This window comes from Mycobacterium colombiense (assembly GCF_001665835.1).
GTDB lineage: Bacteria > Actinomycetota > Actinomycetes > Mycobacteriales > Mycobacteriaceae > Mycobacterium > Mycobacterium colombiense_A.
Map to the genome: position 1 here is coordinate 1 of NZ_LZSX01000025.1, position 24,979 is coordinate 24,979.

The 24,979-nt window shown below is 65.9% G+C and carries 23 protein-coding genes, 1 tRNA gene and 1 pseudogene; 6 read left to right on the forward strand and 19 right to left on the reverse strand.

What is annotated here, in order from left to right; all coding sequences use genetic code 11:
* The 7 genes from A5760_RS04510 to A5760_RS04540 form a co-directional block, all read right to left on the reverse strand.
* Positions 1–630 (reverse strand): hypothetical protein (locus tag A5760_RS04510; protein ID WP_196771983.1); only part of this gene is annotated, 630 nt, incomplete at its 3' end.
* Positions 627–1,550 carry a vWA domain-containing protein gene (locus tag A5760_RS04515; protein WP_064878099.1) on the reverse strand — a complete coding sequence of 308 codons (924 nt, stop codon included), beginning with the start codon at positions 1,548–1,550 and terminating at the stop codon, positions 627–629. The genes A5760_RS04515 and A5760_RS04510, both read right to left, overlap by 4 nt.
* On the reverse strand, positions 1,547–2,524 hold the full coding sequence (locus A5760_RS04520) for a hypothetical protein (RefSeq protein WP_064878101.1): 978 nt from the start codon (positions 2,522–2,524) through the stop codon (positions 1,547–1,549). The genes A5760_RS04515 and A5760_RS04520 overlap by 4 nt, the downstream gene beginning before the upstream one ends.
* Entirely contained in the window at positions 2,515–2,988 is a 474-nt protein-coding gene (locus tag A5760_RS04525) for a hypothetical protein (protein WP_064878103.1), read from the reverse strand. The genes A5760_RS04520 and A5760_RS04525 overlap by 10 nt, the downstream gene beginning before the upstream one ends.
* Complete coding sequence (locus tag A5760_RS04530) at positions 2,978–3,844, reverse strand: DUF58 domain-containing protein (protein ID WP_064878105.1); 867 nt, start codon at positions 3,842–3,844, stop codon at positions 2,978–2,980. The genes A5760_RS04525 and A5760_RS04530 overlap by 11 nt, the downstream gene beginning before the upstream one ends.
* Positions 3,845–3,852: 8 nt before the next feature.
* Positions 3,853–4,854: an AAA family ATPase gene (locus tag A5760_RS04535; RefSeq protein ID WP_064878107.1), complete on the reverse strand. Its 1,002-nt coding sequence runs from the start codon at positions 4,852–4,854 to the stop codon at positions 3,853–3,855.
* A 102-nt stretch (positions 4,855–4,956) separates the two neighbouring features.
* On the reverse strand, positions 4,957–6,216 hold the full coding sequence (locus A5760_RS04540) for a hypothetical protein (RefSeq protein ID WP_064878108.1): 1,260 nt from the start codon (positions 6,214–6,216) through the stop codon (positions 4,957–4,959).
* A gap of 352 nt (positions 6,217–6,568) precedes the next feature.
* Here A5760_RS04540 and A5760_RS04545 point away from each other — a divergent pair, with 352 nt between their 5' ends.
* The gene (locus A5760_RS04545; RefSeq protein WP_196771984.1) at positions 6,569–7,378 is read left to right on the forward strand and encodes a TylF/MycF/NovP-related O-methyltransferase; all 810 of its coding nucleotides are present in this window, start codon (positions 6,569–6,571) and stop codon (positions 7,376–7,378) included.
* An 18-nt stretch (positions 7,379–7,396) separates the two neighbouring features.
* On the opposite strand, the gene A5760_RS04550 is transcribed toward A5760_RS04545, so the two are convergent.
* The gene (locus tag A5760_RS04550; RefSeq protein WP_064878112.1) at positions 7,397–9,949 is read right to left on the reverse strand and encodes an excinuclease ABC subunit UvrA; all 2,553 of its coding nucleotides are present in this window, start codon (positions 9,947–9,949) and stop codon (positions 7,397–7,399) included.
* A 119-nt stretch (positions 9,950–10,068) separates the two neighbouring features.
* Here A5760_RS04550 and A5760_RS27645 point away from each other — a divergent pair.
* Positions 10,069–10,209, forward strand: a pseudogene (locus A5760_RS27645) (alpha/beta hydrolase); the annotation flags it as partial.
* A gap of 143 nt (positions 10,210–10,352) precedes the next feature.
* Here A5760_RS27645 and A5760_RS04555 read toward each other — a convergent pair.
* On the reverse strand, positions 10,353–11,003 hold the full coding sequence (locus A5760_RS04555; RefSeq protein WP_064878114.1) for an HAD family hydrolase: 651 nt from the start codon (positions 11,001–11,003) through the stop codon (positions 10,353–10,355).
* 447 nt (positions 11,004–11,450) lie between these two features.
* Here A5760_RS04555 and A5760_RS04560 point away from each other — a divergent pair, with 447 nt between their 5' ends.
* Positions 11,451–12,380, forward strand: coding sequence for a class I SAM-dependent methyltransferase (locus A5760_RS04560; protein ID WP_155764206.1), 930 nt, complete (start codon positions 11,451–11,453; stop codon positions 12,378–12,380).
* Positions 12,381–12,874: 494 nt separating this feature from the next.
* On the opposite strand, the gene A5760_RS04565 is transcribed toward A5760_RS04560, so the two are convergent.
* The 10 genes from A5760_RS04565 to A5760_RS04610 form a co-directional block, all read right to left on the reverse strand.
* Positions 12,875–13,891, reverse strand: a complete 1,017-nt coding sequence (locus A5760_RS04565; protein ID WP_196771985.1) for an ABC transporter substrate-binding protein — start codon at positions 13,889–13,891, stop codon at positions 12,875–12,877.
* Positions 13,892–14,046: 155 nt separating this feature from the next.
* On the reverse strand, positions 14,047–14,460 hold the full coding sequence (locus A5760_RS04570) for a hypothetical protein (protein WP_231122539.1): 414 nt from the start codon (positions 14,458–14,460) through the stop codon (positions 14,047–14,049).
* A complete protein-coding gene (locus A5760_RS04575) occupies positions 14,457–15,272 on the reverse strand; it encodes an SDR family oxidoreductase (RefSeq protein WP_064878117.1) in 816 nt (271 codons plus the stop codon). The genes A5760_RS04570 and A5760_RS04575 overlap by 4 nt, the downstream gene beginning before the upstream one ends.
* Positions 15,273–15,275: 3 nt before the next feature.
* Complete coding sequence (locus tag A5760_RS04580) at positions 15,276–16,187, reverse strand: RNA polymerase sigma-70 factor (RefSeq protein WP_064878119.1); 912 nt, start codon at positions 16,185–16,187, stop codon at positions 15,276–15,278.
* A 44-nt stretch (positions 16,188–16,231) separates the two neighbouring features.
* Positions 16,232–16,305 (reverse strand) — tRNA-Ile (locus tag A5760_RS04585).
* Positions 16,306–16,451: 146 nt separating this feature from the next.
* On the reverse strand, positions 16,452–16,832 hold the full coding sequence (locus tag A5760_RS04590; RefSeq protein WP_064878412.1) for a hypothetical protein: 381 nt from the start codon (positions 16,830–16,832) through the stop codon (positions 16,452–16,454).
* Between the two features lie 377 nt (positions 16,833–17,209).
* On the reverse strand, positions 17,210–17,632 hold the full coding sequence (locus A5760_RS04595) for a hypothetical protein (RefSeq protein ID WP_064878121.1): 423 nt from the start codon (positions 17,630–17,632) through the stop codon (positions 17,210–17,212).
* 407 nt (positions 17,633–18,039) lie between these two features.
* Positions 18,040–18,897: a carboxymuconolactone decarboxylase family protein gene (locus tag A5760_RS04600; protein WP_064878123.1), complete on the reverse strand. Its 858-nt coding sequence runs from the start codon at positions 18,895–18,897 to the stop codon at positions 18,040–18,042.
* Positions 18,898–18,937: 40 nt separating this feature from the next.
* Positions 18,938–20,311: a TldD/PmbA family protein gene (locus tag A5760_RS04605; RefSeq protein ID WP_064878125.1), complete on the reverse strand. Its 1,374-nt coding sequence runs from the start codon at positions 20,309–20,311 to the stop codon at positions 18,938–18,940.
* Positions 20,312–20,360: 49 nt separating this feature from the next.
* A complete protein-coding gene (locus A5760_RS04610) occupies positions 20,361–21,881 on the reverse strand; it encodes a TldD/PmbA family protein (protein ID WP_064878414.1) in 1,521 nt (506 codons plus the stop codon).
* A gap of 73 nt (positions 21,882–21,954) precedes the next feature.
* Here A5760_RS04610 and A5760_RS04615 point away from each other — a divergent pair, with 73 nt between their 5' ends.
* From A5760_RS04615 to A5760_RS04625, 3 genes are read left to right on the forward strand one after another with little or no spacing between them, the layout of a single operon-like run.
* Positions 21,955–22,824 carry a carbohydrate ABC transporter permease gene (locus A5760_RS04615; RefSeq protein WP_155764208.1) on the forward strand — a complete coding sequence of 290 codons (870 nt, stop codon included), beginning with the start codon at positions 21,955–21,957 and terminating at the stop codon, positions 22,822–22,824.
* Positions 22,811–23,635, forward strand: coding sequence for a carbohydrate ABC transporter permease (locus A5760_RS04620; protein WP_064878129.1), 825 nt, complete (start codon positions 22,811–22,813; stop codon positions 23,633–23,635). Before A5760_RS04615 ends, A5760_RS04620 begins: the two co-directional genes overlap by 14 nt.
* A complete protein-coding gene (locus A5760_RS04625; RefSeq protein ID WP_064878131.1) occupies positions 23,632–24,972 on the forward strand; it encodes an extracellular solute-binding protein in 1,341 nt (446 codons plus the stop codon). Before A5760_RS04620 ends, A5760_RS04625 begins: the two co-directional genes overlap by 4 nt.
* Positions 24,973–24,979 lie beyond the last annotated feature (7 nt).

The following is a 24,979-nucleotide window of genomic DNA, read 5'->3' on the forward strand; positions in this document are numbered from 1 at the left end:
TTTACTCGGCCCGATCATTTCGTTGAGCGGCTGCGCGCCAAATAGCTCACAGCCCGATGTAGACGGCCTTGGTGTTGCCGGCGGCGGGGCGTTGAGCGCAGCCCTCTTGGCCGCCAATCGGTTTGCGGCGTCGTCTCGGAGGGCGTGGCGTTGTGGGTCCGGGTCGGTGTTGCCGGCGAAGCACGCTTGCGGCGCGGCGTCGACGACGGCAAGCGCGCTCGCGTAGCGCTCGTCGGCGTGTGCGCGGTCGCCTGCGGCCGCGGCCCGGTCGCCCTGGGTTTCGCGGACGAGTTCGAGGTTGACGCGCACCGGGCAGGAGCCCGCCACGTCGGTTCGGGTCAGTGCGTCGGTGAAGTGGGAGTCGGCGTCCTCGAGCCGGCCGTCGAGCACGGCGGCTGCGCCCGCGACAAACGGCGCCCTCGCCGGTTCCACCACGTTGGCGACGCCGAGGATCGCCGCGTCGGACCGCACCGCGTCTGCGTCACGGCTCGCGAACGCGCCAGCCGCCGAATTGCCCGCCAGCACAACCGACAACAGCTTGATCGCAACCAGCAGCGCGACGGCGACGAGCGGAGCCGAGTAGACGAGCAGCCGCCGTCGCAGCCGCAACCGAGCCGGTCTGCCCGTCATGACGCCAGGTCCCGTCGAGCAATGCGGCCGCGCCGGAACTCTCGGACCGAGAGGTAGATCTCAGCGAGCAGCAGCCCCGCCGCGAGCAGCGCAGGGAGCCAATACAGCTCGGTCTGGTCGGACGCATCCCCACCCCTACCCGGCGCGTCGGGCAGTCCAACCTGGAAGGGCTGGCCGAGACCGCGGTGTACGTACGGAACGTCGAGTTGTGCTGCGATTCTGTGCAATTCGGGCTCATCGATCGCGTCGCCGCTGCCGTAACCCAGCACCGCTCCCCCGGCCACCGAACCCCCCATGAGGTTGAAGTCGCCCTGCGGCGCGCGCGACCCGGGCGCACCGGAGCCGAAGTAGAGCACCACGTTCCGCGAACCCGGATATTGCTGCGTCGCCTGGATCAGCTGGTATCGGAGCACGTTGTCCGCCGCGCTCGCGTTCACGTCGGAACCCGTGTTCTGCGAGCCGAGCGCCGCGACGGTTGGTCGCAGGCTCCAAACATCCTCGGACAGCGGCCAATCCAAGGAGGCTTTCGAGGCGAAGCCGATGAGCGCGTATCGAGCCGCCGGGTACTGCTTGATCAACGCCGCGATGTCGTCGCGCATGCCCGCGATCTGTGGTTCGCCATTGCCGTAGTCCTCGGCATTTGCGCCTGCCGAACGGTCGACCACCAGGAACACGTTGAGATTGGCGCCGGCGGCGGCCCTTGCGCCCTGGCCCTTTCCATTGTCAAGGAGCGCCGGGCGGGTGGTCGCCGTGATGAGCAACAGCACCGCCAAAGTCACGCCACTCCAGCGCAGTACCGCGCGGCCCCGCCGGTGTCCCGCCGAGAGCAGCACCTGGCGCAGCGCCACCACGCGCGCCAGCAACAGCGCGCCGGCCACGACAGCAAGGATTGGCCAGGGCAGTATTGGTTGAAACGTCATCGGCGCAACACCAAGAGGGCCACCGACAGCACGGCCGCCGACAACAAGGCGATCACCAGCGGTGCCACCGGCGCGTCCCGGAAGTCCGCGGTCACGACGGTGCCATCGGCAAGGCGCGCCGGTGGGGCGTGCGCGCAAATTTCGTTGAGCGCCGCGGTCACCGATTTGGCTCCCGGGGCGACATACCGGCCACCGGTCTGCTTGGTGAGCGTGACCAGCTCAGCGCTCGCGGGTGAGGCGGCAGTCTCGATCACATTGACTTGGGCCCCGGCCCGCTCGACCAAGGCCCGGACACTGGCATCGGTGAACAATGCGGGACGCTGCTCCCCCGCGGCACGAAGATCCGACGGCCCGAGATAGATCACCGAGCGTCGGTGCGTGGCGCGCTGCTCGGCGGCAGGAAAGCCGGAGAGGCACAACGCGAGAACGTCATTCACGCTTACGGCGTAGTCGGTATACGGCACGGCAGGGGCGAACGACGCCGAAGGCGTCTCGTGGACGCCGGTGTAGTCGCCGAACCGGCCGGCGGCGTATTGATGGTCGCGCGTCAGCGGCACCAGGCGGCGGTTGGCCGACGTCAGGCCGATCCGTTGGGCCTGAGGGGAATTCGTGGTCTGGCGGGCGAAGTAGTCGAGCAGTTCCGCCGTCGACGCATCGGCCACCGGCTGCCCGACGCACAACATGATGTCCTCGGGGTGGGCGGCGTCGAAATCGTTGGTCGCCACGCTCGGACGGGCCGCAGCCCAGGTCGCGGCGCCGAACATGACCGTCAGGACCACCAGCGTCACAATTGTCGACAGCGACCGCAGCCGCGCTACTTTCGCGTACTCGGGCAACCGGGTCAGTCGTGCGACGTTGGCCAGCGGGCGCAACCGGCGGCGGGTAGCGGTCATCGACAGCAACGCCGCCAGCGCGACAACTGCGGCGAAGCAAATCAATCCGATGAGCGCGACAGGCCACCACTTCAGGTCCACGAGCGGATCAACTCCTGCGCCCGAGCACTCACGTCGTCGACGTCGACCCGCGTCTCGGCGTTGAACTGCCCGTCACCGAGCCGGGTGAGCAGCGGCGCGGCCGCGGCCAGGTCCCCGCCGGCCATGGCGGCGATCTGCAGATACTGCGCCCGCGTGCCGGTCGCTTGATGCAGAAAACTGCGCAGCGTCCGGCTGATCGCCGTGCACGCCGCCGGAGCCGGCATCCGCCCGGCAGTGTGCTCGTCGGCGATCCCCTGCACGCAGCGGGCGAATCGGTCGCGGATCAGCCGGGCATGCACTCGCCGCGCAACCGGGATGCGTCGCAACCTGTCCGACGGCAGCGTCCACACGAAAACACCGACATACCAACCGAACACGGCGAGGATCAGCACCACGGCCAGCCACAGCCACCACGACGAGTACGGCTGCGGGCCGAACACATAGCGCAGCAGGTCATCCGGCACGGGCGGCCACCTCGGTCAGGAGAACGAGCTCGCGCCGAATGTCCTTGCTGCCGGCGATAGTCGCGTGCGGAATGGCGTGGGCGGTCAGGAACGCATCGAGGCGGTTGCGTCGCGTCCGCTCGGCGCGGCGGTACGCGGTGACCACCCGAGGCCCGAGGTCGGCTCCGTTCAGGACGAAGCGACCGGTGGCGACGTCGTAGCCGTCGGTGTTGTCGGGACCCACCGCGGGCATGTCCGACACCATCGCCCACATGATGTCGTGGCGCCCGGTCAGTCTGGTGAGCACCTCGCTGAGCCGGTCATCGACCTCCGGTTCGTCGGAGACGACGATGATCAGCATGATGTGCCGGTAATGCGTTGCGACATAGTCGAGTTGGGCGGTGACGTCGCTACGACCGGGGCCGCTCGTGGTGTGTTGATACCAGCGGTGCAGCAGTCCCTCGATGTGCGACTCGCCGCGCCGCTGCGGGATGTTCACGCTGCCGCGGTGGTCGCCGTAGACTATGCCGATCTGGTCGGACCGCCGCAGGCCGATCAATCCCACCGCACCCATGATGTGCGCGGCGACGTCGCGTTTGCACTCCCCGCTCGGGGCGAGCGCCGACATGTTGCGACCGGCGTCGGCGACGAGCAGGATCTTGTGGTGCTTTTCGGACACGAACCGTTTGATGAGCACGCCGCCCGAGCGTGCGGAAGCCTTCCAGTCGATGTCTCGGACGTCGTCGCCGGGAACGTACGGGCGTAGGTCGTCGAATTCCATGCTGCGCGTATGCAATAGCGCGTAGCGGCCGCCTTCGAGCAGACCGCGGGTGTCGGTGCCGAAGTGCGCCCTGGCCCGGTTGAGGTGCTTACCCACGATTGGCCTCAGGGCACGCGAACGGCCCGCAGCGCGGCGTCGATCACGACCTCGGGAGTGATGTCGGCGCTGGCCGCTTCGAAACCGAGGATGAGCCGGTGGCGCAGCACCCGGTGCGCGAGGTTCGCGATGTCATCGGGAAGCACGTGCGCGCGCCCGGCCAGCACCGCCTGCGCCCGGGCCGCCTTGCAGAACGCGATCGTGGCCCGTGGGCTGGCACCGTACTCGACTAGGCGCGCGATCTGCTTGGGCAGCGCCCGCGCGGGATGGCGGGTCACGTCGACCAGTTGGCTGGCGTAGAGCATCAGCGCGCGGTCCATATGGACGTGGCGCACCACCTCCTGCAGGCGCAACACGTCGTCGAGGTTGACCACCGGCGCCGTCGGGTGTCCCCTGTCGTAGATGCCGGCGTCGATCCGCGACATGACTTCCACCTCCTCCTGCGGGGAGGGGTAGCGCACGACCTCCTTGAGCAGGAAACGGTCGGTCTGCGCCTCGGAGAGCGGATAGGTACCTTCCTGGTCGACAGGGTTCTGGGTGGCGATGACCAGAAACGGATCCGCAAGGGGGTGGACCTGCCCGGCGATCGTGGTCTGCCGCTCCTCCATTGCCTCGAGCATCGCGCTCTGCGTCTTGGCACTGGACCGGTTGATCTCGTCGAGCAGCACGATGTTGGCGTGCACCGGACCCAGTTGGGTGACGAAGGAGTTGGTCGCCGAGTCGTAGATCTGGGTGCCGATGATGTCGCTGGGCAGCAGGTCGGGTGTGCACTGAATGCGTTGAAAGCGGCCATGAATCGACTCGGCGAGCACCTTGGCGGCGGTGGTCTTGGCCAGGCCCGGCACGCTTTCGAGCAGGACGTGGCCGCCCGCGAGCAGACCGATGAGCAGCGACTCCCGAAGCTCACGCTGCCCGACGATCTTGGCGGCGAACGCCTGGGAGATGGCGTCGACGATCCGTTGGACGCCGTCGAGTTCGCGCTGATCCGGTTGTGTCCGTGCTGTAGACATACGCCCGCTGGGATACCCAGGTGCCGATTTTCCACACTTCCGGCCACACGACGCTGCTCGCGCCTGTTCAGCGTGTTCGCGAGCGCCGCACCACTGCTACGGCTAATTCCCTTGCGGGGGCCACTTGTTCTTGGCTTCAGCCTCGAGCCGCAGCCGGATTGCCTTCGCCCGCGCCTCGGCAGCCCGAGCTTGGGCTTCGGCGGCTTCTGCTCCCGCCCAAACCTCGGCCGCCCGAGCGCGAGTTTCGGCGGCTTCCGCGCGCGCCCGCGACTCGGCGGCCAGGGCCTCGGCTTCGGCGGCTTCCGCGCGCGCCCGCTCCCGCGCCCGCGCCTCGGCGGCCAGGGCCTGAGTTTCGGCGGCTTCGGCGCGCGCCCGCGACTCGGCCACCAGCGCTTCTGCTTCGGCGGCTTTTGCCCGCTTGCGCGCTTCGGCCGCGAGGGCCTCGATTTCGGCGGCTTCTGCCCGCTTTCGCGCCGCGGCGGCGTGCGCTTGCGCTTCGGCGGCTTCCGCCTGCTTCCGCGCCTCGATGGCCAACGCCTCGGCTTCGGCAGCTTTTGCGCGCGCCCGCTCCCGTTCCCGCGCCTCGGCGATCAAGGCTTGAGTTTCGCTGGCTTCTGCCTGCGCCCGCGCCTCGGCAGCCAAAGCTTCGGGTTCGGCGGCTTTCGCCCGCCTCCGGGCTTCGGCGGCCAGAGCGTGGGCTTCGGCGGCTTTGGCCTGCTTCCTTGCTTCGGCGGCCCGGGCCTGGGCTTCGGCGGCTTCTGCCCGCTTGTGCGCCTCGGTGGCCAACGCTTCGGCGGCCGCGGCTTCCGCGCGCGCCTGCTCTCGCACCCGCGCCTCCACAGCCAGCGCATCCGCCACGGCGACCTCTGCCTGTGCCTGCGCCTCCGCGGCCACCGCTTCGGGTTCGGCGGCCAGCGCTTCGGCCGCGGCGGCTTCGTCCTGCGCCCGCGCCTCGGCGGCCAGCGCTTCGGCTTCCGCGGCCAGAGCTTCCGCTTCCGCGGCCAGGGCTTCGGCTGCGGCCGCGTCAGCCCGCGCCCGCGCTGCGGCGGCCACCGCTTCGGCTTCCGCGGCCAACGCCTGCGCCGCGGCGGCTTCCGCCTGCGCCCCCGCGTCAGCTTCCGCCTTGGGTCGCGGCGGCTTCGGCTTGGTCGGCGGCCTGGGTTGATTGACGAGCGGCTGACGGTTCCGCATCGGGGCGCCGGCCGCGGCCCGCGCCTTTTGCTCGGCCACTCTGTATGGGCCGGCGAGGAAATCGGCCAATACCAAGGCCACGCCGACCAGCAGTACCAGCGGCAGGGCCAAGGATGGGCGGGTGACCATTCCCCAGATACCGGCGACTGTCAGCGGCGCCGCGAGCAACACTGCGGCTCCCGGATAACGACCGCCCAGGTCGAGGATTGTTGCGGGCACCGCGGACGCGCGAGCGGCGAACGGGAGCCGATCCGGTCGACTGACGACGACTCTCTGAGACCCCACGATCCCGCTCCTTTATGGAGATGCTGGCTCATAAGAGTACTGCGCTGTCGGCCGTTCTGGTGGATCAAATTTTCGTGTCGAAGTAGCAATGTCGCCGCAATACCGGCGGCCAGGCCGGGCGGCTTGGGAGGTGACGGTAGTTCGCGGCGATGGCGAGCGTGGGTGTGGCCGTCGAGCGCTGGGATCTGGACGACCTACCACCGGTGCCGACCGGATTTCACAATCCATCGTGAATTACGTGCCAAGCCTCTACGCTGCCGATAATGCTGCGTCTTCCGGCGAGGAGGTTGAGCGCATGGAGCCGTCGGTGGCGTCAGATTATCCGTGTAGCAACGGATTCAATTGGGCTCAATTGGTGAAGATGCCGATCGTGAGCGATGAGTGGCATCATGGACACCAAATCCTCAACTTCTACCCGATGGACAAGAATTATCGAGAATCACCGGCAGCGCGGACGATGGTGACCGAGCACTTCGGCAATGCACAGGCTCTCGACACCGATGCGGAATTGCTCAAATTCGGCTCTGACCACGTTACGTTGCGCGGCGCGTTTTTGGAGATGGGCGTATGCACCGGCAGAACCATCAACTTCATTGCCGCGCTCAACCCCCGGCAACGCATCTGGGGGTTCGATTCCTTCGACGGCCTTCCTGAACGATGGGCTCGCACCGATATCACTGTCCCCCAAGGTACTTTTCGAGCGAACGTCGAGGGGTGGATGCCCCCGGTGCTCCATAACGTAGCGTTGGTAAAGGGCATGTTCCACGACGCCCTTCCGGAGTTCAAAAAGCAAATTCTGAAATCCACTCCCATCGCGTTCCTACATGTCGATTGCGACATTTACGTATCGACGAAAGAGATTTTCAACCAGTTGGTCGACAACATCGTGTCAGGTACCGTGATCGTATTTGATGAGTTTTATAATTATCCGGGCGCCGAGGAACATGAGTTCAGGGCATTCCAGGAGTTTCTGGACCGGACCGGGAAGGAACCGGTCTACCTTGCCTACAACCAGTACTTCGAACAAGCGGTTGTCCAGATTGCCTGAGGCGATTTGCGGTGGCGCTCAAACCGGTAAGTGCTCGGCGCGCGCCAACCGCTTCGCCAGATACGGCGCCGTGCGACTGTGTTTCGCGCGTGCCACCTCGATCGGCGGGCCCGCCGCAACGATTCGTCCGCCGTCGCTGCCGGCCCCCGGTCCCAGGTCGATCACCCAGTCCGCACCCGCGACCATCCGCATGTCGTGTTCGGCCACCACGACGGTGTTGCCCACGTCGACCAGGCGGTGCAGCTGGCGGTCGAGCAGATCCACATCGGCGGGGTGGAGCCCGGTGGTCGGCTCGTCGAGGACGTAGAGGGTGTGCCCTCGTCGGGGTCTCTGCAGTTCGGCGGCGAGCTTGATCCGCTGCGCCTCGCCACCCGACAGCTCGGTCGCGGGCTGTCCCAGACGGAGATACCCCAGTCCGACCTCTTGCAGCGTGGTCAGGCTCCGCGCTGCGGTGGTGACGTCGGCAAAAAACTCCGAGGCCTCGTCGACCGTCATCGCGAGCACGTCGGCGATCGTTCGGTCGCGATAGCGCACCTCGAGTGTCTCGTCGGAGTAACGCGCTCCTTGACACGCCGGACATGTGGCGTATGTGCCTGGCAAGAACAACAATTCGACCGAGACGAACCCCTCCCCCTGACAGGTGGGGCAGCGACCTTCGGCCACATTGAACGAGAACCTGCCCGCTGTCCAACCGCGGCGACGCGCCTTCGGGGTCGCGGCGAATTCACGGCGCACGGCGTCGAACAGGCCGGTGTAGGTCGCCAGCGTCGAGCGCGGCGTGCGTCCGATCGGGCGCTGGTCGACTGATACCAGCCGGTTGATCTGCTCGGCCCCCTCTGCCGTCACACCGACACTCGCGTCGTGATCGAGATCGACGATCCCACTGTCGGTTTCGTCGTCATCGGATTCGGCCGGTTCGGCTGCTCGTCCCATGCCGAGATGGCTGTGCACGACATCACCGAGCACCTTGACGACGAGCGTCGACTTGCCTGATCCGGACACTCCGGTGACCGCGGTGTACACGCCGAGTGGCAGCTCCACGTCGAGTTCTCGCAAATTGTGGAAGCAGATCCCGCGCAGCCGCAGCCACCCGGACGGCGTGCGCGGTTGCCGAGGCGGCGGCCCGGCCCCGTCGAAAAGGTACCGACGAGTGACCGACCCCTCGATGTCAGCGAGACCCGGCACCGGCCCGCTGTAGAGCACGCCCCCGCCAAGCTCTCCGGCCCCGGGCCCAACGTCGACGATCCAGTCGGCGCGGCGTACCACGTCCATGTCGTGCTCGACCACGAATAACGAATTGCCCGCGCGCCGCAGGCGATCGAGCACCTCGAGTAGCGGTTCGGCGTCGGCGGGGTGCAGTCCGGCCGACGGCTCGTCCAGCACATAGAGCACGCCGAACAAGCCGGCCCGCAGTTGAGTCGCCAGCCGCAACCGCTGAAGTTCGCCGGGTGACACCGTCGGAGTGCGGCGACTCAGCGTGAGATAGCCGAGGCCGAGATCCATGAGTACCTGCAGGCGCGCGACGAGGTCGGCGGCGATCATGGTCGCCACTTCCGTCAGCTCACCGGATTTCGTGGACTCGTACGCGGCGGCGGCATCGGTCCGAGAAGCCGTCGGGCGCAACGCCTCAGCAAGGTCGGCCAACGGCATCGCGGTGTAGTCGGCGATGGTGCGCCCGGCGAATGTCACCTTCAGCGCCTCCGGCCGCAACCCGGAACCGTCGCATACTGGGCACTCGACGCTGTCGACGAATTGCAGTACCCGGCGACGCATCATCGCGCTATGGGAATTGGCCAACGTGTGGCGGACATGACGCTCGGCGCTGGAGAACGTGCCGTTGTAGTAATAATCGGCCTGCACGGGGTGCTGGCTTGGATCGATTTCGACCGTTGGTTGTTCGTCGGTGAACAGGATCCAATTGCGTTGCCGTTTAGGGAGTTTGCGCCATGGCTTGTCGATGTCGTACCCCAGCGTGACGAGGATGTCGCGGAGGTTTTGGCCCTGCCACGCGCCCGGCCATGCGGCAACGGCGCCCTCGCGGATGGTCAGCGAGGGGTCCGGTACCAGTGTCTCTTCGGTCACCCGATGGATTCGGCCCAGCCCGTGGCATTCGGGGCACGCCCCCACCGCGGTGTTCGGCGAGAACGCATCGGAGTCCAGTCGTTCCGTAGCGCCGGTCGGGTAGGTGCCGGCGCGGGAGAACAGCATCCTCAGCAGGTTCGACAGCGTGGTGACGGTGCCGACGGTCGACCGCGACGTCGCCGAACCCCGGCGCTGCTGCAGTGCGACGGCAGGCGGTAGCCCGGTGATGTCATCCACCTTTGGTGCGCCGGTTGGCAGTAGCAGCCGACGGGCGTACGGAGCAACCGATTCGAAGTAGCGGCGCTGGGCCTCGGCATAGATGGTCCCGAAGGCCAACGACGATTTGCCGGATCCGGAGATTCCGGTGAACGCGACCAGCGCGTCACGCGGCGCTATGACGTCGACACCCCGCAGGTTGTGGACCCGCGTCCCGTAAACACGCACGCAAGGGTCGATTTCGTCCGTGCTCCGATTGGACATTTGCGCCATCTTGCTCAGCCGGATACCCCCAGGTGCGGCCCCGCAAGCGTGTGCTCCCCGGCAGCGACTAGCGGGGTCTGTCTGCAATCCCATTTAACGGCCGGCCGGCCGGGAATTCGGCCGAGGCCATGACGGAGACATCACCAAGCCGCATCCGCCTGAGTCATCACGTCGTGGAACTCGACGACGGGCGCCGGATCGGACTTTCGGTCGACGGCCGCGGAGTGCCGTTGTTGTTCATGCACGGGCCGCTGAGTCGTAGGGCATATCCCAGCACTGACAATCCAAAAGCCACATCCACTTCCACGTTCGTGGCGGCCGTGCCGCTCATTCTGTGCGATGAGCTACCAGCGTTGATGGATGGAGCTACGCGCCTGATTTCGCAACGTTAAAAGGGCATGGGTCAACCGTTTTAGGTGATCAGCAAGTCGACACCACTATCAGTGACGTTGAGACTGACGCGGGATAGATCGGTTACGACAACGTCGGCATCCGCCAGTTCGTCCGCGCGGTGAGTGGTGGTGACGGCCAGTACTTGCGCCCCTGCGGCTCGACCAGAACCGACGCCCGCAGGCGCATCCTCCACCACCAGGCACTCGCGTGCCTCGAAGCCCAGCGCGGCAGCCGCCTTGAGGTAGCTCTCGGGGTCCGGCTTGCCGGCTGATACGTCTTCTGCGCCGATCAGCAGCTTGGGATCTGGCAACCCTGCTGCCGCTAGGCGCGCAGCCATCAACGAGCGGGGCCCGGAGGTCACCGCCGCCCAGTGACCACGCGGTAGGGCATCGAGCAGCCGATGTGCTCCCGGTAACGCCACTACACCATCGAGATCAGCGGACTCTTGCAGCGCGAGTAGCCGAGCTGTGGCTGCGACGCGCTGCTGTGGTGCCACGAATTGCGCGACAGTGTCTTCGGTTCGCCTGCCATGACAGACCTTGAGGACCGGTTCATAGTCGACGCCGTATTCCTTGGCCCAGGTACCCCAGGACCGTTCGACTGTGGCGGTTGAGTCAACCAGGGTGCCATCGATGTCGAACAAGATTCTCTTGCCGTGCAGTACCGCCATCGACTGCAACCCTAATGGGGGTAGGGCCCGTGCATCCGAGGGTGTGTCCTACGAAACAGGTGCGTCCCCACACCTCTCCCAGCCGGCGACCTGAGGTGCGCTGGGCGGAGGCGGCAAGCCTTCGTTTGCCGTCTATGGCGACGCTCGGCGATGTCCAGGCCACTAGGAACAGGCCACTATCCGGTGAAAAACGCACGTCAAGCGGGCTATTCGCTACAGCGTTGATTAACGCGATCCGCCCCTTCGCTGGGTTGACCATCGTTGCTAATACGCGGGTTACGCACTTTTGTAAAGGTGAATCGAAGGAAATTTAACTACTTTGTCCCAGCATCTTCAATTTGCGTCGTCCTGATATCATGCATTCAATCAACTGCTTGGCCCCTGCCTGCCGCTACCCAACGACGCCGCGTCAGGCATTTTCAGCGTGGGCGACGAAAGGATTTCTTGGTGCCGACAGCCACCAAAATGGCTCAATACGAGTTCATTCATGAGACTTTACAGCAGGGAACGGCCGCACTGGACTTCACAATGTCGCTGTTCGAGAAGAGTTATAAATCTAACTTTCCTGGCCATGTTCGCGAGGTGAGTGTCCTTTTAGAGAACGCGTGGAAGTACCTGCTGGGAGCTAGCGACGGGCACGAACTATATCAAGTATGTGGAGAGGTACATGAGCAGTTCTTCACATCCGAAGGAACCGGATCATGGTTCAGCGAGGGCTACTCGAGGTACAAATCACAGCGTAAGCCGAAACAGGATTTCAATAATCTCGCAGACGCCATCAGCGGTAGAACCGTACTCGACTTCGGCTGTGGCCGCGGTCATTTAGCGCTGCTGATCGCACGTGCCGGCTTTGACTGCTACACCACAGACGTCATGGACTACCGTTGCGCCGACGCTGGTGTCCTACCCTTTCGGCAGATGGCATCCCCTGTCGATGTCCCCTACCCAGACGACTCGTTCGACAGCGCGATTGTCAAAACGGTTCTCCATCACGTTGATGAGCCCGATGTAACTCCGCTATTGATCAATTTGCGGCGTGTTGCGCGGCGGCTGATCATCGAGGAGGACACTTACGCTGTCCCGGCTGCGTCGCTCGGGCGTGTACGGGAACAAACTGAGCTAACCGACTTTAACAAATTGGATGATAGCGCTCAATTCCAAGCGCTCGTGCTTATTGATTTATTCGGTAATGCCGTTGCCCAGGGGCTTGTCGATATGAATTTCGGTCTTCAGTTCAAACAAATTAGCGAGTGGCATTCATTATTTAGTAGCCTTGGCTTCCGTATCGTCGACACCGAAGTTGTGGGCTTCCGCCCCGGCAACATTCACAAATGCTGCCAGGTTCGCTTCGTCGTTGATCGCGAAGAAGTGAAATAGCGCACTAAAGCATGGTGGTGTGATGCATGCCACGAAGCGTGTCTGCACGAAGAGGCTATTTGGCCGGCCACTCAAGCCCAAGATGATCGCGCAATATGGGCCCAGCGTACTGGGTGCGGAATCGTCCGCGGCGCTGCAGGATGGGCACGACGTGATCGACAAACGTCGTGAGCTCGTGCGGCAGTGTCGAACCCATGATGGTGAACCCGTTGACCGCGCCCGCGTCTGCCAAGCGATCACATGATCGGCGAGCTGCTCGGGGCATGCCAATGAAATGCGTCTGCCCCGCCAGCCCGCCAGTCACCTCCTCGGCGGTCTTCCGCAACGAAGCATCGGGCCGCGCACGCAGCCGCAAAGAGCTGCTCGCCCCGGCTTGACGGCGCCGACCGCTCGGCCCAGAGTTCGGCGGGCAGCGGAAGCATCAGGATCGAAACCATCCGTGTCAACCGCCGCCAACACGCCGACCCACGCGCGAGGTGACGTGACTTTGACGCTCACTTTTGACGAGGTGGCCGATCGACCAGCACCCGCTGTCCGTCTCGCCACTGAACGACGCGAATCTGATGGCCGGTTTGCACGCCGGTGACCGGGTCGACACGAAAGCGACCGAACAAGGTGGTGGTATCGAGTCGTTGTGACGCGGCCAGCACCGGCAAGGATTCAACAGTGCCGGCTTCCTTCACACAGCGCTGCCAAACGACACCCGCGGCGAAGGCCGCAGCAGCCGGATAGGGCGGCTCAATACTGTTCGCGCCCCGGTAACAACGGCTGAACCACTCGCTGTTAGGCCCGTCCACGGGATCATCTGTCCCGTCGTCGAACCACTGGCACGGTCCGTAAAACCGCTCAACGAGATCACCGATGGCATGCCGGAGCTCATCGACCCCCGCGGCGACCAATCCAACTGCACGCCAACGGCGTTCGCTGCACCACTGTGCGATGGCGACGTCATCGTCGAAGGAACCGGCCGATAACAGCACATCGCCCGCCGGGACTTGCGCCAGCACGTCTCTTGCCCGGCCTGGCCGAAAAGTGACCGCCCGCCGCCGCAGACCAAGTCGCCGCGCTGCCGTCGCCGCCCCTTCGGCCACCTCGCGGCCGAACCCCGTGTCGACATGCATTATTACCACCTGCGACCCCTCACCAAGACCTTCGGCCACAAGCGTTTCGAGCACAGCGGCCAGATAGCGGTAAGCGGGAGACCCCCCGTTGACAACACGCGGATACGCCGGCCGCGCCAGCCGGGCGGTGGCGCCACCGTGGTTCCAGACGACCCCTTTGCTGGCGGCCGCGGCCGCGAGCGCGGGCCCCGAACCGTAGGGCCCGAACACCACGTCGGGCCGGCGAGCCTCGGCGGCCCGCATCGCGGACGCCGCGGAGGGGTAAGCGTCGAGGACCTCGAGACTTACTCCGGAACGGTCGGCCCAGAGAGCAAGGGCGCTCGCCCCCGCTTTCCCGAATCTGGCCAGCGGCCCCGACAGCGGAGTAACCAGGACGGCGCGAGTTGCCACGCCCACAACTTAAGCGAGTCGAACAACCGCCCACCACCCCGCCCGCCCGACCTCATTTCGCAGTCCCGTCTGGCGCTAACACCCTGGTAAAAGGTCGGGGGCTGACCTGCTCAATGCGTCTCGCTGATGGCCGAACGGTCGGAGCCAACCGTCCACTATGTGACGGCTCGCCTTGGCCGCAAGCCCGTGAGGATCAGCAGACCAACCGGCAGCAGTACGGCGACCGTGAGCAGAATCGTTTGCCAGACCGTGGCCCCCGTCGTGAAGTGTTCCAGGTGTGTGAGATGAAAGATCAGGTGCGGGATGGCGAACAGCAGGTACGCGCCCAGCGCAATTCGCACCATGCGGCGCTCCATCGTGACTGCGGCGACAACGAATACGAGCGCAAGCGAGAGATTCATGGCGCCGTAGTCGCGCATGAGGTGCTCGGAGAACGGCGGGATGAGGTCCACCCAGGGCACGTAGTCGTAGAACGCCCGAGGCGCCAGTGTCGCGACAAGCCCGACCACGATCTCCACGAATGTCAGAAACCACACCCCGGCGCGAAGCACGATCAGCCGGGCGTTCACCGCGACCTCTTGCGTCGGCGATGCGGTAGGGGCAGGTAAGCGCGGATGGCGTCGCGGTACGGCCGTTGGCCGGCGGCCTGCTGTTCATTGAGGTATTGCTCGAAGGTGATCGTGCCGGCGGCGTGCTCGGGGGCTAGCAGTCCGCCGGCCCGTATCCCGCCAAACACCTTGCCGGGCAAGCGGATCGGGGCGATGGGTCGGCGCTTACCGACGATCGCCAGGTAGCTGCGGGCAAGATCGTCGAGCGCACGCGCCTGCGGGCCGCCGAAATCCGGCGCACGCCCGATCGGCTCGCCCAGCGCCAACCGGGCCAACCGTTCGCCCACGTCGCGCACGTCGACCGGTTGGAACCGCAGGCCCGACGGCAGCGCGATGACCGGCGGCTTCGCGAGCATGCGCAATAGGAAGGCGATCAGATCGTGAAACTGGGTCGCCCGCAGCACCGTCCACGGCAGGCCCGACTCGGCGATCGTGCGTTCGTTGGCGAGCATCATGCGGTAGAGGGCGAATGGGATGCGGTCGATTCCGACGATCGAGACATAAACCAGATGCGGTGAGCCCGCCCGTTTCGCCGCCGCGACCAGCTGCTCGACGGGATAGACGCAGTGCACGATTGTGTCGACGCCGTCCACGGCCGCGTCGAGCCCATCACCGGTCTGCACGTCCCCCAGGACATGCCGAACATCGGTGGACTGCTGGGGGCGCCGCCCGCGACTGAGAACGCGGACCTCCGCCCCCGCCGCCGTCAAACTGTCGACAACGATGCGGCCCACGGTTCCCGTGCCGCCGGTTACGAGTACAGAGTTCGTCATACCCTATGAACCGGACAGGCCCGCAGGATGTGACAACTGCTGGGCAAGAAACCGCAGTTTGTCGGGATTAGCCAGGATCCGCACGGCCGCTATCCGCTCGCCCGTGATCTCGAAGCACAAGACACCCGCCAGTGTGTCGCCGTCGAATGCCAGCATCGCCGGCTCGCCGTTGACCTCGGCGGCATCGAGACGCAGCTGTATCTGCGCCAGGTTTCTGGTGAACACCCGCGCCACGTACTGGGCCATCCGGTCGCGGCCCGAGATTGGGCGCCGGGCGGCCGCCACCTTGCCGCCGCCGTCGGCCGTGGAGGTCACATCAGCTGTCAAGATTTCGACGAGTCCGGCCACGTCGCCCGCGCTGGCGGCGGTGAAGAAGCGATCGACCAGGGACCGCCACTGTGCCCGATCCGGTTGGTGCACCGGCTGACGGGGTTCACCCAGTCGCTGCCTCGCTCGCCGGTACAGCTGCCGGACGTTGGCTTCCGACATCTCGAGGATCTCGGCGATCTCTAAATGGCTGTACGCGAACGCCTCTCTGAGCACGAACGCCGCCCGCTCGTTGGGCTTGAGTTGCTCCATCAAGCTCAGCAACGCGATGGACACCGACTCGCGTTGCTCGGCGGTTTCCTGCGGGCCGAGTGTCCGGTCGTCGGTGAGGACTGGCTCCGGAAGCCACGGCCCGGGATAGACCTCCCGTCGAGCGCGGGCCGACGTGAGCCGGTTGAGGCACAGGTTCGTGACGGCCTTGGTAAGCCACGCCGGCAGCGATTCGATGAGCGCTGAGTCTGCGCCGTGTAGTCGCAGGTATGCATCCTGCACCGCGTCTTCGGCTTCGCTCGCCGACCCCAGCAGGCGGTAGGCCAACCAGAACAGGCGCGGCCGCTGAGCCTCGAAGTCCTCCACGAGGTCGGTCACACTGCCAAGACTGCCACGGCTCGGATGTCGCCGGATGGCTCCGGTGGGGCGGGCGGGGCTCGAACCCGCGACCAACGGATTATGAGTCCGCGGCTCTAACCAACTGAGCTACCGCCCCCGACAAGGTTGTCCGTAGGAAACCGTAGCCGAAGACGGGAGTCAGGGTGCGTCGGGCGGCGGCGCCACCTCGACCTGAGCCGACATGCACGGTGGGCGCCCCGTAACCGGAGCGCCCACCGGCAATCCATCTCTACGTCCTCAAGATCACGCAGGCGCCGGCCCCGGCTGCCCGGCTTGACCCTTGATCTTGGGGATCATCTCAGGCGCGTAGACGAAAATCGCCGACTCGACCTCCCACTCGGCCTGGGCCTGACTCATCGGCGTGGTGCGGGTGATCATGTTGATCAGCTCCTGGCCCTCTCCGTACGGATTGGGGTTGGACCGAACCTGATCGGCGAACCAACGACCCTCGGCGGCCTCGCTGCAATCATTGAAATCGGCGTTGTGCACCATCTTGTTCTGCGCCAGCAGCTTGATGTACTGGTCGTCGGCTGGGGTCATATTGCACGCCGCCGACGCCTGCGGCGCTGACACCACAGCACCACCGAGCATCGCGGTGCCCAACGCAAGGCCGGCGGCCCCCACCGTCAGCACCCGCACGCGCGATCGTGTCGTTCTCACCTCTCCGGACCCCCTTATCGTGAAATTTGCTAGCTTCCCTCTTGCACCAGAGTTCGGGTACCACCGGTGTTAAGCGCGGCAAACGACGATTCCAACAAACAACGCGTGAACAGCAATTAGCTAAAATTACTGTGCGAGAAACTGTTCGGGTCTAAATCGGTAACTGGGCACGACCGGTACGAAGAATGCGGCGCGCCTTGCCGAAACCCGTATCAAGGGTTCCGCTTCCGGGCAGACTCAAGCTAGCTGGCATACGAACACGAAAACGGCCGGAGGGCACAGCCCTCACGGCCGCTTACGCTCTCAGCACAACAGAATCCGTTGCGCCCCAATGATTCTCGCTACGCCGCCGGCCAGTTCGCGTTTGCGGCCTGGTCTTTGATCTTGGGGATCAAGTCTGGCGCGTAAACGTAAATCGCCGACTCGACCTCCCACTCCGCCTGCGCCTGGGTCATCGGGGTGGTGTTGGTGATCATGTTGACCAGCTCTTGGCCCTCGCCGAACGGATTGGGGTTGGCCCGAACCTGGTCGGCGAACCAACGACCCTCGGCGGCCTCGTGGCAATCGCTGTAGTCGGCGTTGTGCACCATCTTGTTCTGCGCCAGCAGCTTGATGTATTGCTCGTCGGCCGGACTCAAATTGCAAGTAGCGGAGGCGAGCGGAGCCGACAGCACCGCGCCGCCGAGCATCGAGGCGCCCAGCGCGACGCCGGCGGCCCACACCGATGACACTCGAACGCGCGAGCGTGTGCGGGTGCTTGTCATTTCCGAACCTCCCTCTGCGCGGGCACGCAGTCGCTTCCGACGCAAACCCAAGCTAGAAATCCTGCAAACAACTGAACGGAATGCCATCCGGACCGCGGGCCAAACGACGCACGATCCATGGCCGTCCGGCTCGGGCCACGCTGCCATCTCGTTACCGCCACATATTTGTTCACATAAGTCTCAGTGACCGCGCTTAAGTTAGCGAATGACCCTCACATACAGCGGAAACGGATGCTTGCGCGGCAGTGTACGAATGGTTAACATTTCGTGCCCTCGCCCCGGGCCGGCGGGCCGGTGAGCCCTCAACCACTCCGCGTCACAACACCTGTGGCCAGCTACGACCGAACGTCACGCGCCGTCAGCGAAGACCCGTCCGGCCCGCGCCAGCGAGCGCGCATTCGCAAACGTCAGCTGAATACCGTCTGGCCGTCGGCGGCGAGCAAGTACCGCTCAGTGCCGGTCTCGACGCGCGGCGCATCGGCGCCCAATGACACGGCGACTTTATTGCTGGCATTTCGCATGATGTCGAAGGTGAGCTCCACGGCCTCCGCCTCGGAGAACCGGGAGCGCACCTCGGCGACATCGTCGGCGACGAGGTGCGCAGGAGTCCAAATTAACGCATCCGCATAGCGAAGCGCTGCTTTAGCGCGGTCGTCGAGCAAACTCGACGATTCGAAACGCGCGATCTCCTCGTACAGCGTTTCCGATCCGCCGGCATCGAGCGCGCCGCCCTCGCGGAGCGAGTTGCACAGGCGGCAGTTGTGCTGCGCCGCCCCGCGCAGCCGAACCAATTCGGAGGTCACGGGGTCAAGCGCACGCATTCGCGCCACGGCGATTAAAAACTTATTGAAGACCAGATAAGCCGGGTCGGTGGTGTGATCCCAGGCGATTGGTTGACCGACCCAGCCGAGGTATTGCGCGCCGACCCCGAGCGCTTCCAGCCCGGCCCGAACCCGGGGGATGAAGTCGGCGATGTACATCTGCACGACGATCTCAAAAGTGCGGTCCCCTAGCTGCTTCCACAACCGCGACCGCTGTTCGACCGTCACCGACGAGACGTCGGCACTGAATTGCTCGGCGAACTCGGCGACGGCGGCCTCGGCTTCCGATTCCGGCTCGTCGAACTCGACGCTCGCGGGCAACGGCGGCAGCGACATCGTCTGCGCGCATACCCGGCGAACCAGCGCCGCCAGGCGACCGTCGCCCGGAGCTAACGACACCAACCGCGTGAGCTGGTCTTCTTGAACAGAAACCGGAGCCGCCATTCGTCACACGCTAGAACGCTCGTCCTCCGGCGGCAATGCGTTACTGGGCCTGGCTCACCGATGACATGTGGAAGTCGGGTATCCGCAGCGACGGCATGGCGGCGCGGGTGGCCCAATCTCCCCATTCACGGGGCAGGGTCTTTTCACTGACGCCGGCTTCGGCGGCCCGCCGCAACAGGTCCAGCGGACTCTCGTTGAACCGGAAGTTGTTGACCGCCGCGGTCACCTGACCGTCCTCGATGAGGTAGACGCCGTCGCGGGTCAACCCGGTGAACAACAACGTGGTGGGGTCGACGACGCGGATGTACCACAGCGTGGTCAGCAGCAGGCCGCGCTCGGTGGCCGCGATCATGTCGCCCTGACTGGCCGTCCCGCCGGTCATCACCAGGTTGTCGGCGGCCACCGCGACGCCGACGTCGTATTTGGCAGCGGTGGCCCGCGGATAGGCCAACGCGTTGATAACTCCCTCGCGGATCCAGTCCACCTGATTGATCTCCGCACCGTTGTCGAACACAGACACCGTCTCCGAGGAACTGCTGACCGCGACGAACGGCGTGCAGGCCAGGCCGGGCGCCATCGGATCGGAGTAGAGCGTCAGCGGGAGATCGGTGAGCCGCTCCCCCACCCGGGTTCCGCCGCCGGGCGCCGAGAACGCGGTCCGGCCCTCCTGGGCGCCGCGGCCGGCCATCGACCACGCCATGTAGATCATCATGTCGGCCACCGTCGACGGCGGCATGATCGTCTCGTAGCGTCCCGCCGGCAATTCGACGCTGCGCTGCGCCCAGCCCAGCCGCGTCGACAGCTGCTCGAGCAGCGAATCGGTTGGCACATCGACAAAGTCGGGTGTCCCGACGCCCGCCCACGCGCTGGCGTCGCCGCGTTTGGCGTTGATCTCCACCGCCCCGGTGGGCTGGGTGAAACGTCGCCGCAATCCGGTCGACGATGCCAGGAAGGTCGTCGAAACACTATGGTGAGCAAAGCCATACAGCCGGTCTTCGCCGCGGAAGCCGCGGGTCAGTGAGTCGGCGACGTCGGAGAAGACCAGCGGCCCGGTGCCGGGCACCGGCGCGTCCCAATCGACGGGCACCCCGGTATCGCTCAGCAGCGGCGCGGCATCGCCGGCCTCCGGCGCCGCGCAGGCTGCCTCCTGCGACGCGGCCACCAGCCCGGGCAGCACCCGGGGGTCGGCCTCGGCGGACACCACCGTGCCGATGCGCGCGCCGGACCCCCGACGCACCACCGAAATCACCGTTACGCTGCGGCTAACCGAAACCCCGTTGGTGGTCATCGAATTGCCCGCCCAGCGCAACGTGGCCTCGACCTTGTCGGTGACCAGCACCATGGTCTCGTCGGCGCGGCCGAGCTTGGCCGCCTCATCGAGCACGATGTTGACGACATGCTGTGCAGTGATCATCGGCGCCGCTCCTCAGCATCGCGTCGCTCTGCATCGTCGCCGGCGCGGATCACTGGCGCCCGCCCTCGGTGCGGGTGTTGAGCACGTTGACGCCGCGGAACAACGCCGACGGGCTGCCGTGGCTGACCGCCGCGATCTGTCCGGGCTGGGCCTTGCCGCAGTTGAACGCACCGCCCAGGCGCCAGGTCGACGGGCCCCCCACGGCCTCCATCGAATTCCAGAACTCGGTCGTGGTGGCCTGATAAGCGACGTCACGCAGCTGACCGTCCAGCCGGCCGTCGCGGATCTGGAAGAATCGCTGACCGGTGAATTGGAAATTGTAGCGCTGCATGTCGATTGACCATGACTTGTCGCCGACGATGTAGATGCCGTCCTCGACCCGGCCGATCAAGTCGTCGGTGCTGATGTCGTCCGGTGCCGGCTGCAGCGACACGTTGGCCATCCGCTGGATCGGCACATGGTGCGGCGAGTCGGCATACGAACATCCGTTGGAGCGTGGCTGCCCCAGTCGTTGCGCGAACACCCGGTCGAGCTGGTAGCCGGTGAAGATGCCGTCGCGCACCAGATCCCAGCTTTGCGCGGCCACCCCCTCGTCGTCGTAACCGATGGTGGCCAAACCGAACTCGAGGGTGCGGTCAGCGGTCACCGTCATCACCGGGGACCCGTATCGCATGGTGCCCAACTTGTCCGGCGTGGCGAACGACGTGCCGGCGTAGGCCGCCTCGTAGCCGATCGCGCGATCGTATTCGGTTGCGTGCCCGATTGATTCATGGATGGTCAGCCACAGGTTGGTCGGGTCGATCACCAGGTCTTTGGGCCCTGGAACAACGGTGGGCGCCTTGATCTTCTCGGCCAGCAGCGACGGCAGCTGCGCCAGCTCGTCGGTCCAGTTCCACACCTCGTCGCCGGCCAGGACCTCCCAGCCCCGGCCCATCGGCGGCGCCAGCGTGCGCATCGAATCGAAGCTGCCGGCCGCGGGGTCGACCGTTACCGCTTCCAGCGAGGGCAGCACCCGCACCCGCTGCTGGGTGATCGAGGATCCGAACGTGTCGGCGTAGAACGTCTGTTCCTTGACGGCGGTCATGATCACCGACACGTGGTTGATGCCGTCGGCGCTCAGCAGCCGCCCAGAGTAGTCCTCCAGCACGGCAATCTTGTCGGTGGGCGAAATGTCGAACGGGTCGATCCGGTAGTCCGACACCCAGGCCGCGTCCGCGTATACCGGTTCGGGCGCCAGCTCGACGCGGTCGGTGCTCAGCGTCGCCAACGTGGTGGCCACGTGGACCGCACGCCGCGCCGTCTCGGCCGCCACCGACGGCACCAGCTCCGCGTGCGAGGCGAATCCCCACGTGCCGTCAACGATCACTCGCACCGCCAGGCCGACCTCACGATTGATCACCGCGGTTTCCAGCTCGCCGTCGCGCAGCTGGATGATCTCGGTAATGATGCGATGAACCCGCAGGTCGGCGTGCGTCGCCCCGGCCGCCTTGGCCGCCGAGAGCGCGGCTTCGGCCAAGTCGTGGCGTGGCAGGTCCAGGAAGTCGGCATCGATCCCCCGGTTCGGTGTCACGCTTCCACCGTAACGGCCGGTCACCCCAAACCCCGGCGGCGCCCGCTTTAATTAGCCCATGGCCAGCGCGGTGCTGAGGAAACAACCTCGATCCACCGCGCTGGGCTATGCGCTGCTGGCGCCCAGCCTGTTCGGCGTGCTCGCTTTTCTGCTGCTGCCCATCCTGGTCGTGCTCTGGCTGAGCCTGTGCCGATGGGATCTGCTCGGCCCCCTGCACTTTGTGGGCCTGTCCAACTGGCGGTCCGTTCTGACCGACGCCGGGTTCAGCAACTCGCTGATCGTCACGGCCATCTTCGTGGCGATTGTGGTGCCGGCGCAGACCGTGCTGGGGCTGCTGGCCGCGACCATGCTGGCCCGCCAGCTCCGCGGCACCAATCTGTTTCGCACCCTGTTTGTGCTGCCGTGGATCTGCGCGCCGCTGGCAATCGCGGTGCTGTGGCGCTGGATCCTGGCCCCAACGGACGGCGTCGTGAGCACCGTGCTCGGGCACAGCATCGAGTGGCTGTCGGATCCCAGCTTTGCGTTGCCGCTCGTTTCGGCCGTGGTGGTGTGGACCAACGTCGGCTACGTCTCGCTGTCGTTTTTGGCGGGCCTGCTGGCCATTCCCGACGACGTCCACGCCGCGGCACGCACCGACGGCGCCACCGCGTGGCAGCGGTTCTGGCGCATCACCATGCCCATGCTGCGGCCTACGACCTTCTTTGTGCTGGTGACCGGGATCGTCAGCACCGCACAGGTTTTCGACATGGTCTACGCGCTGACCGGCGGCGGACCGGCCGGCAGCACCGACCTGGTGGCCCATCGCATCTACGCGGAGGCGTTCGCTTCGGCGTCCATCGGCCGGGCGTCGGTGATGGCGGTGGTGCTGTTCGTCATCCTGATCGGGGTCACCCTGGTTCAGCATCTGTACTTCCGGCGACGGATCAGCTATGACCTCACCTAGTCGCGCCACGAATGTGGTGATTTACGCCGGGCTGTCGCTGGGCGCGTTGATCACGTTGGCGCCGTTCGCACTTGGATTGATGACGTCATTCACCTCGGCGCACCAATTCGTCACGGGCACCCCGTTGCGGCTGCCGCGGCCACCCACGCTGTCCAACTTCACCAACCTGGCCGGGGCCGGGTTCGGCCGGGCGGCGGCGGTGACGGCCTTGGTGACGGCGGTGATCCTGGTGGGCCAGTTGACCTTTTCGGTGCTGGCCGGATATGCCTTCGCGCGCCTGCAATTCCCCGGCCGTGACGCGCTGTTCTGGGTGTACATCGCGACGCTGATGGTGCCGGGCACGGTCACGGTGGTGCCGATGTATCTGATGATGGCCCAGCTCGGCCTGCGCAACACGTTCTGGGCGTTGGTGCTGCCGTTCATGTTCGGCTCGCCCTACGCGATCTTCTTGCTGCGCGAGCACTTCCGCATCATCCCGAACGACCTGATCAACGCGGCCCGCCTGGACGGGGCGAACACCCTGGACGTGATCGTGCACGTGGTGATCCCGTCCAGTCGCCCGGTCCTGGCCGCGCTCGCGTTGATCACCGTGGTCTCGCAATGGAATAACTTCATGTGGCCGTTGGTGATCACCAGCGGGCACAAATGGCGGGTGCTCACAGTCGCGACGGCCGACCTGCAGTCGCGGTTCAATTCCCAGTGGACATTGGTGATGGCGGCGACCACGGTCGCGATCGCCCCACTGATCGCGCTGTTCGTGGTCTTCCAGCGCCACATCGTCGCGTCGATCGTCGTTTCGGGACTCAAGTGACCCGGCCCCGCTTTTCCACACTGGTCGCGGGATCGGTTGCGCTGGTGGCGGTGCTGCTGGCGGCGATGGCGGTGCTGCTGGATTACTCCGGCCAGCCGCATGGCGGCAAGACCGTCGTCACGGTGCGCATCTGGGGCGATCAGATCGGCGCGGCCTATCGGCAATCCTTCGAAGCCTTCAGTCGCGCGCATCCCGACATCGAGGTGCACCTGAATCTTGTGGCGTACTCGACCTACTTCAACACGCTGCGCACCGATGTGGCCGGCGGCAGCGCCGACGACATCTTCTGGTTGTCCAACGCCTACCTCGCGGCGTATGCCGACAGCGGCCGACTCCTGAACATCGGCGAAGTGCTTGGGCCCAAAGCCGCCGCGGATTGGGAGCGGCCGGTCGTCGAGCAGTTCACCCGCAACGGCACGCTGTGGGGCGTGCCGCAACTGACCGACGCGGGAATCGCGTTGTATTACAACGCGGATCTCCTCGCCGAAGCCGGCGTCGATGCCGCTCAATTGAACACCTTGCGGTGGAGCCCTGACGGCGGCGACACGTTGCGTCCCATGCTGGGCCGGCTCACCGTCGACGCCGACGGAAACCGCGGCGACACATCCCGTTTCGACGCCGGACGGGTCCGACAGTGGGCGTACAACGCGGCCAACGACCCGCAGGGCATCTACCTGAACTACATCGGATCGGCCGGCGGCGTGTTCCAGCGGGGCGACACGTTCGCGTTCGACAACCCCGCCGCCGTGACGGCCTTCCGGTATCTGGTCGACCTGATCAACCGCGACCATGTCGCGCCGCCCGCCGCCAACACCAACGACAACGGCGACTTCTCCCGCAACCAGTTCCTGGCCGGCAGGATGGCGCTCTTTCAGTCCGGCACCTACAACCTGGCGCCGGTAGCGCACGATGCCCGCTTCCACTGGGGTGTGGCGATGATGCCCACCGGGCCGGCGGGCCGGGTCAGCGTCACCAACGGCATTGCCGCGGCGGGCAATGCGGCGACGAAGCACCCCGACGCGGTGCGCCAGGTGCTGGCCTGGATGGGCGGCAAGCAGGGCAACGAATACCTGGGGCGTTACGGCGCGGCCATCCCCGCGGTGTCCTCGGCCCAACCGGTCTACTTCCAGTACTGGGCCGCGCGGGGCGTGGACGTCACGCCCTTTTTCGCCGTGTTGAACGGTCCGCGCATCGCGGCGCCCGGCGGTGCGGGCTTTGCCGCCGGCAACGACGCCCTGCAGCCGTACTTCGACGAAATGTTCTTGGGCCGCGGCGATGTCGCGGCGACGTTGCAGCGGGCTCAGGCGGCGGCCAACACCGCTGCGGCGCGCCAGTAGGGGCCCG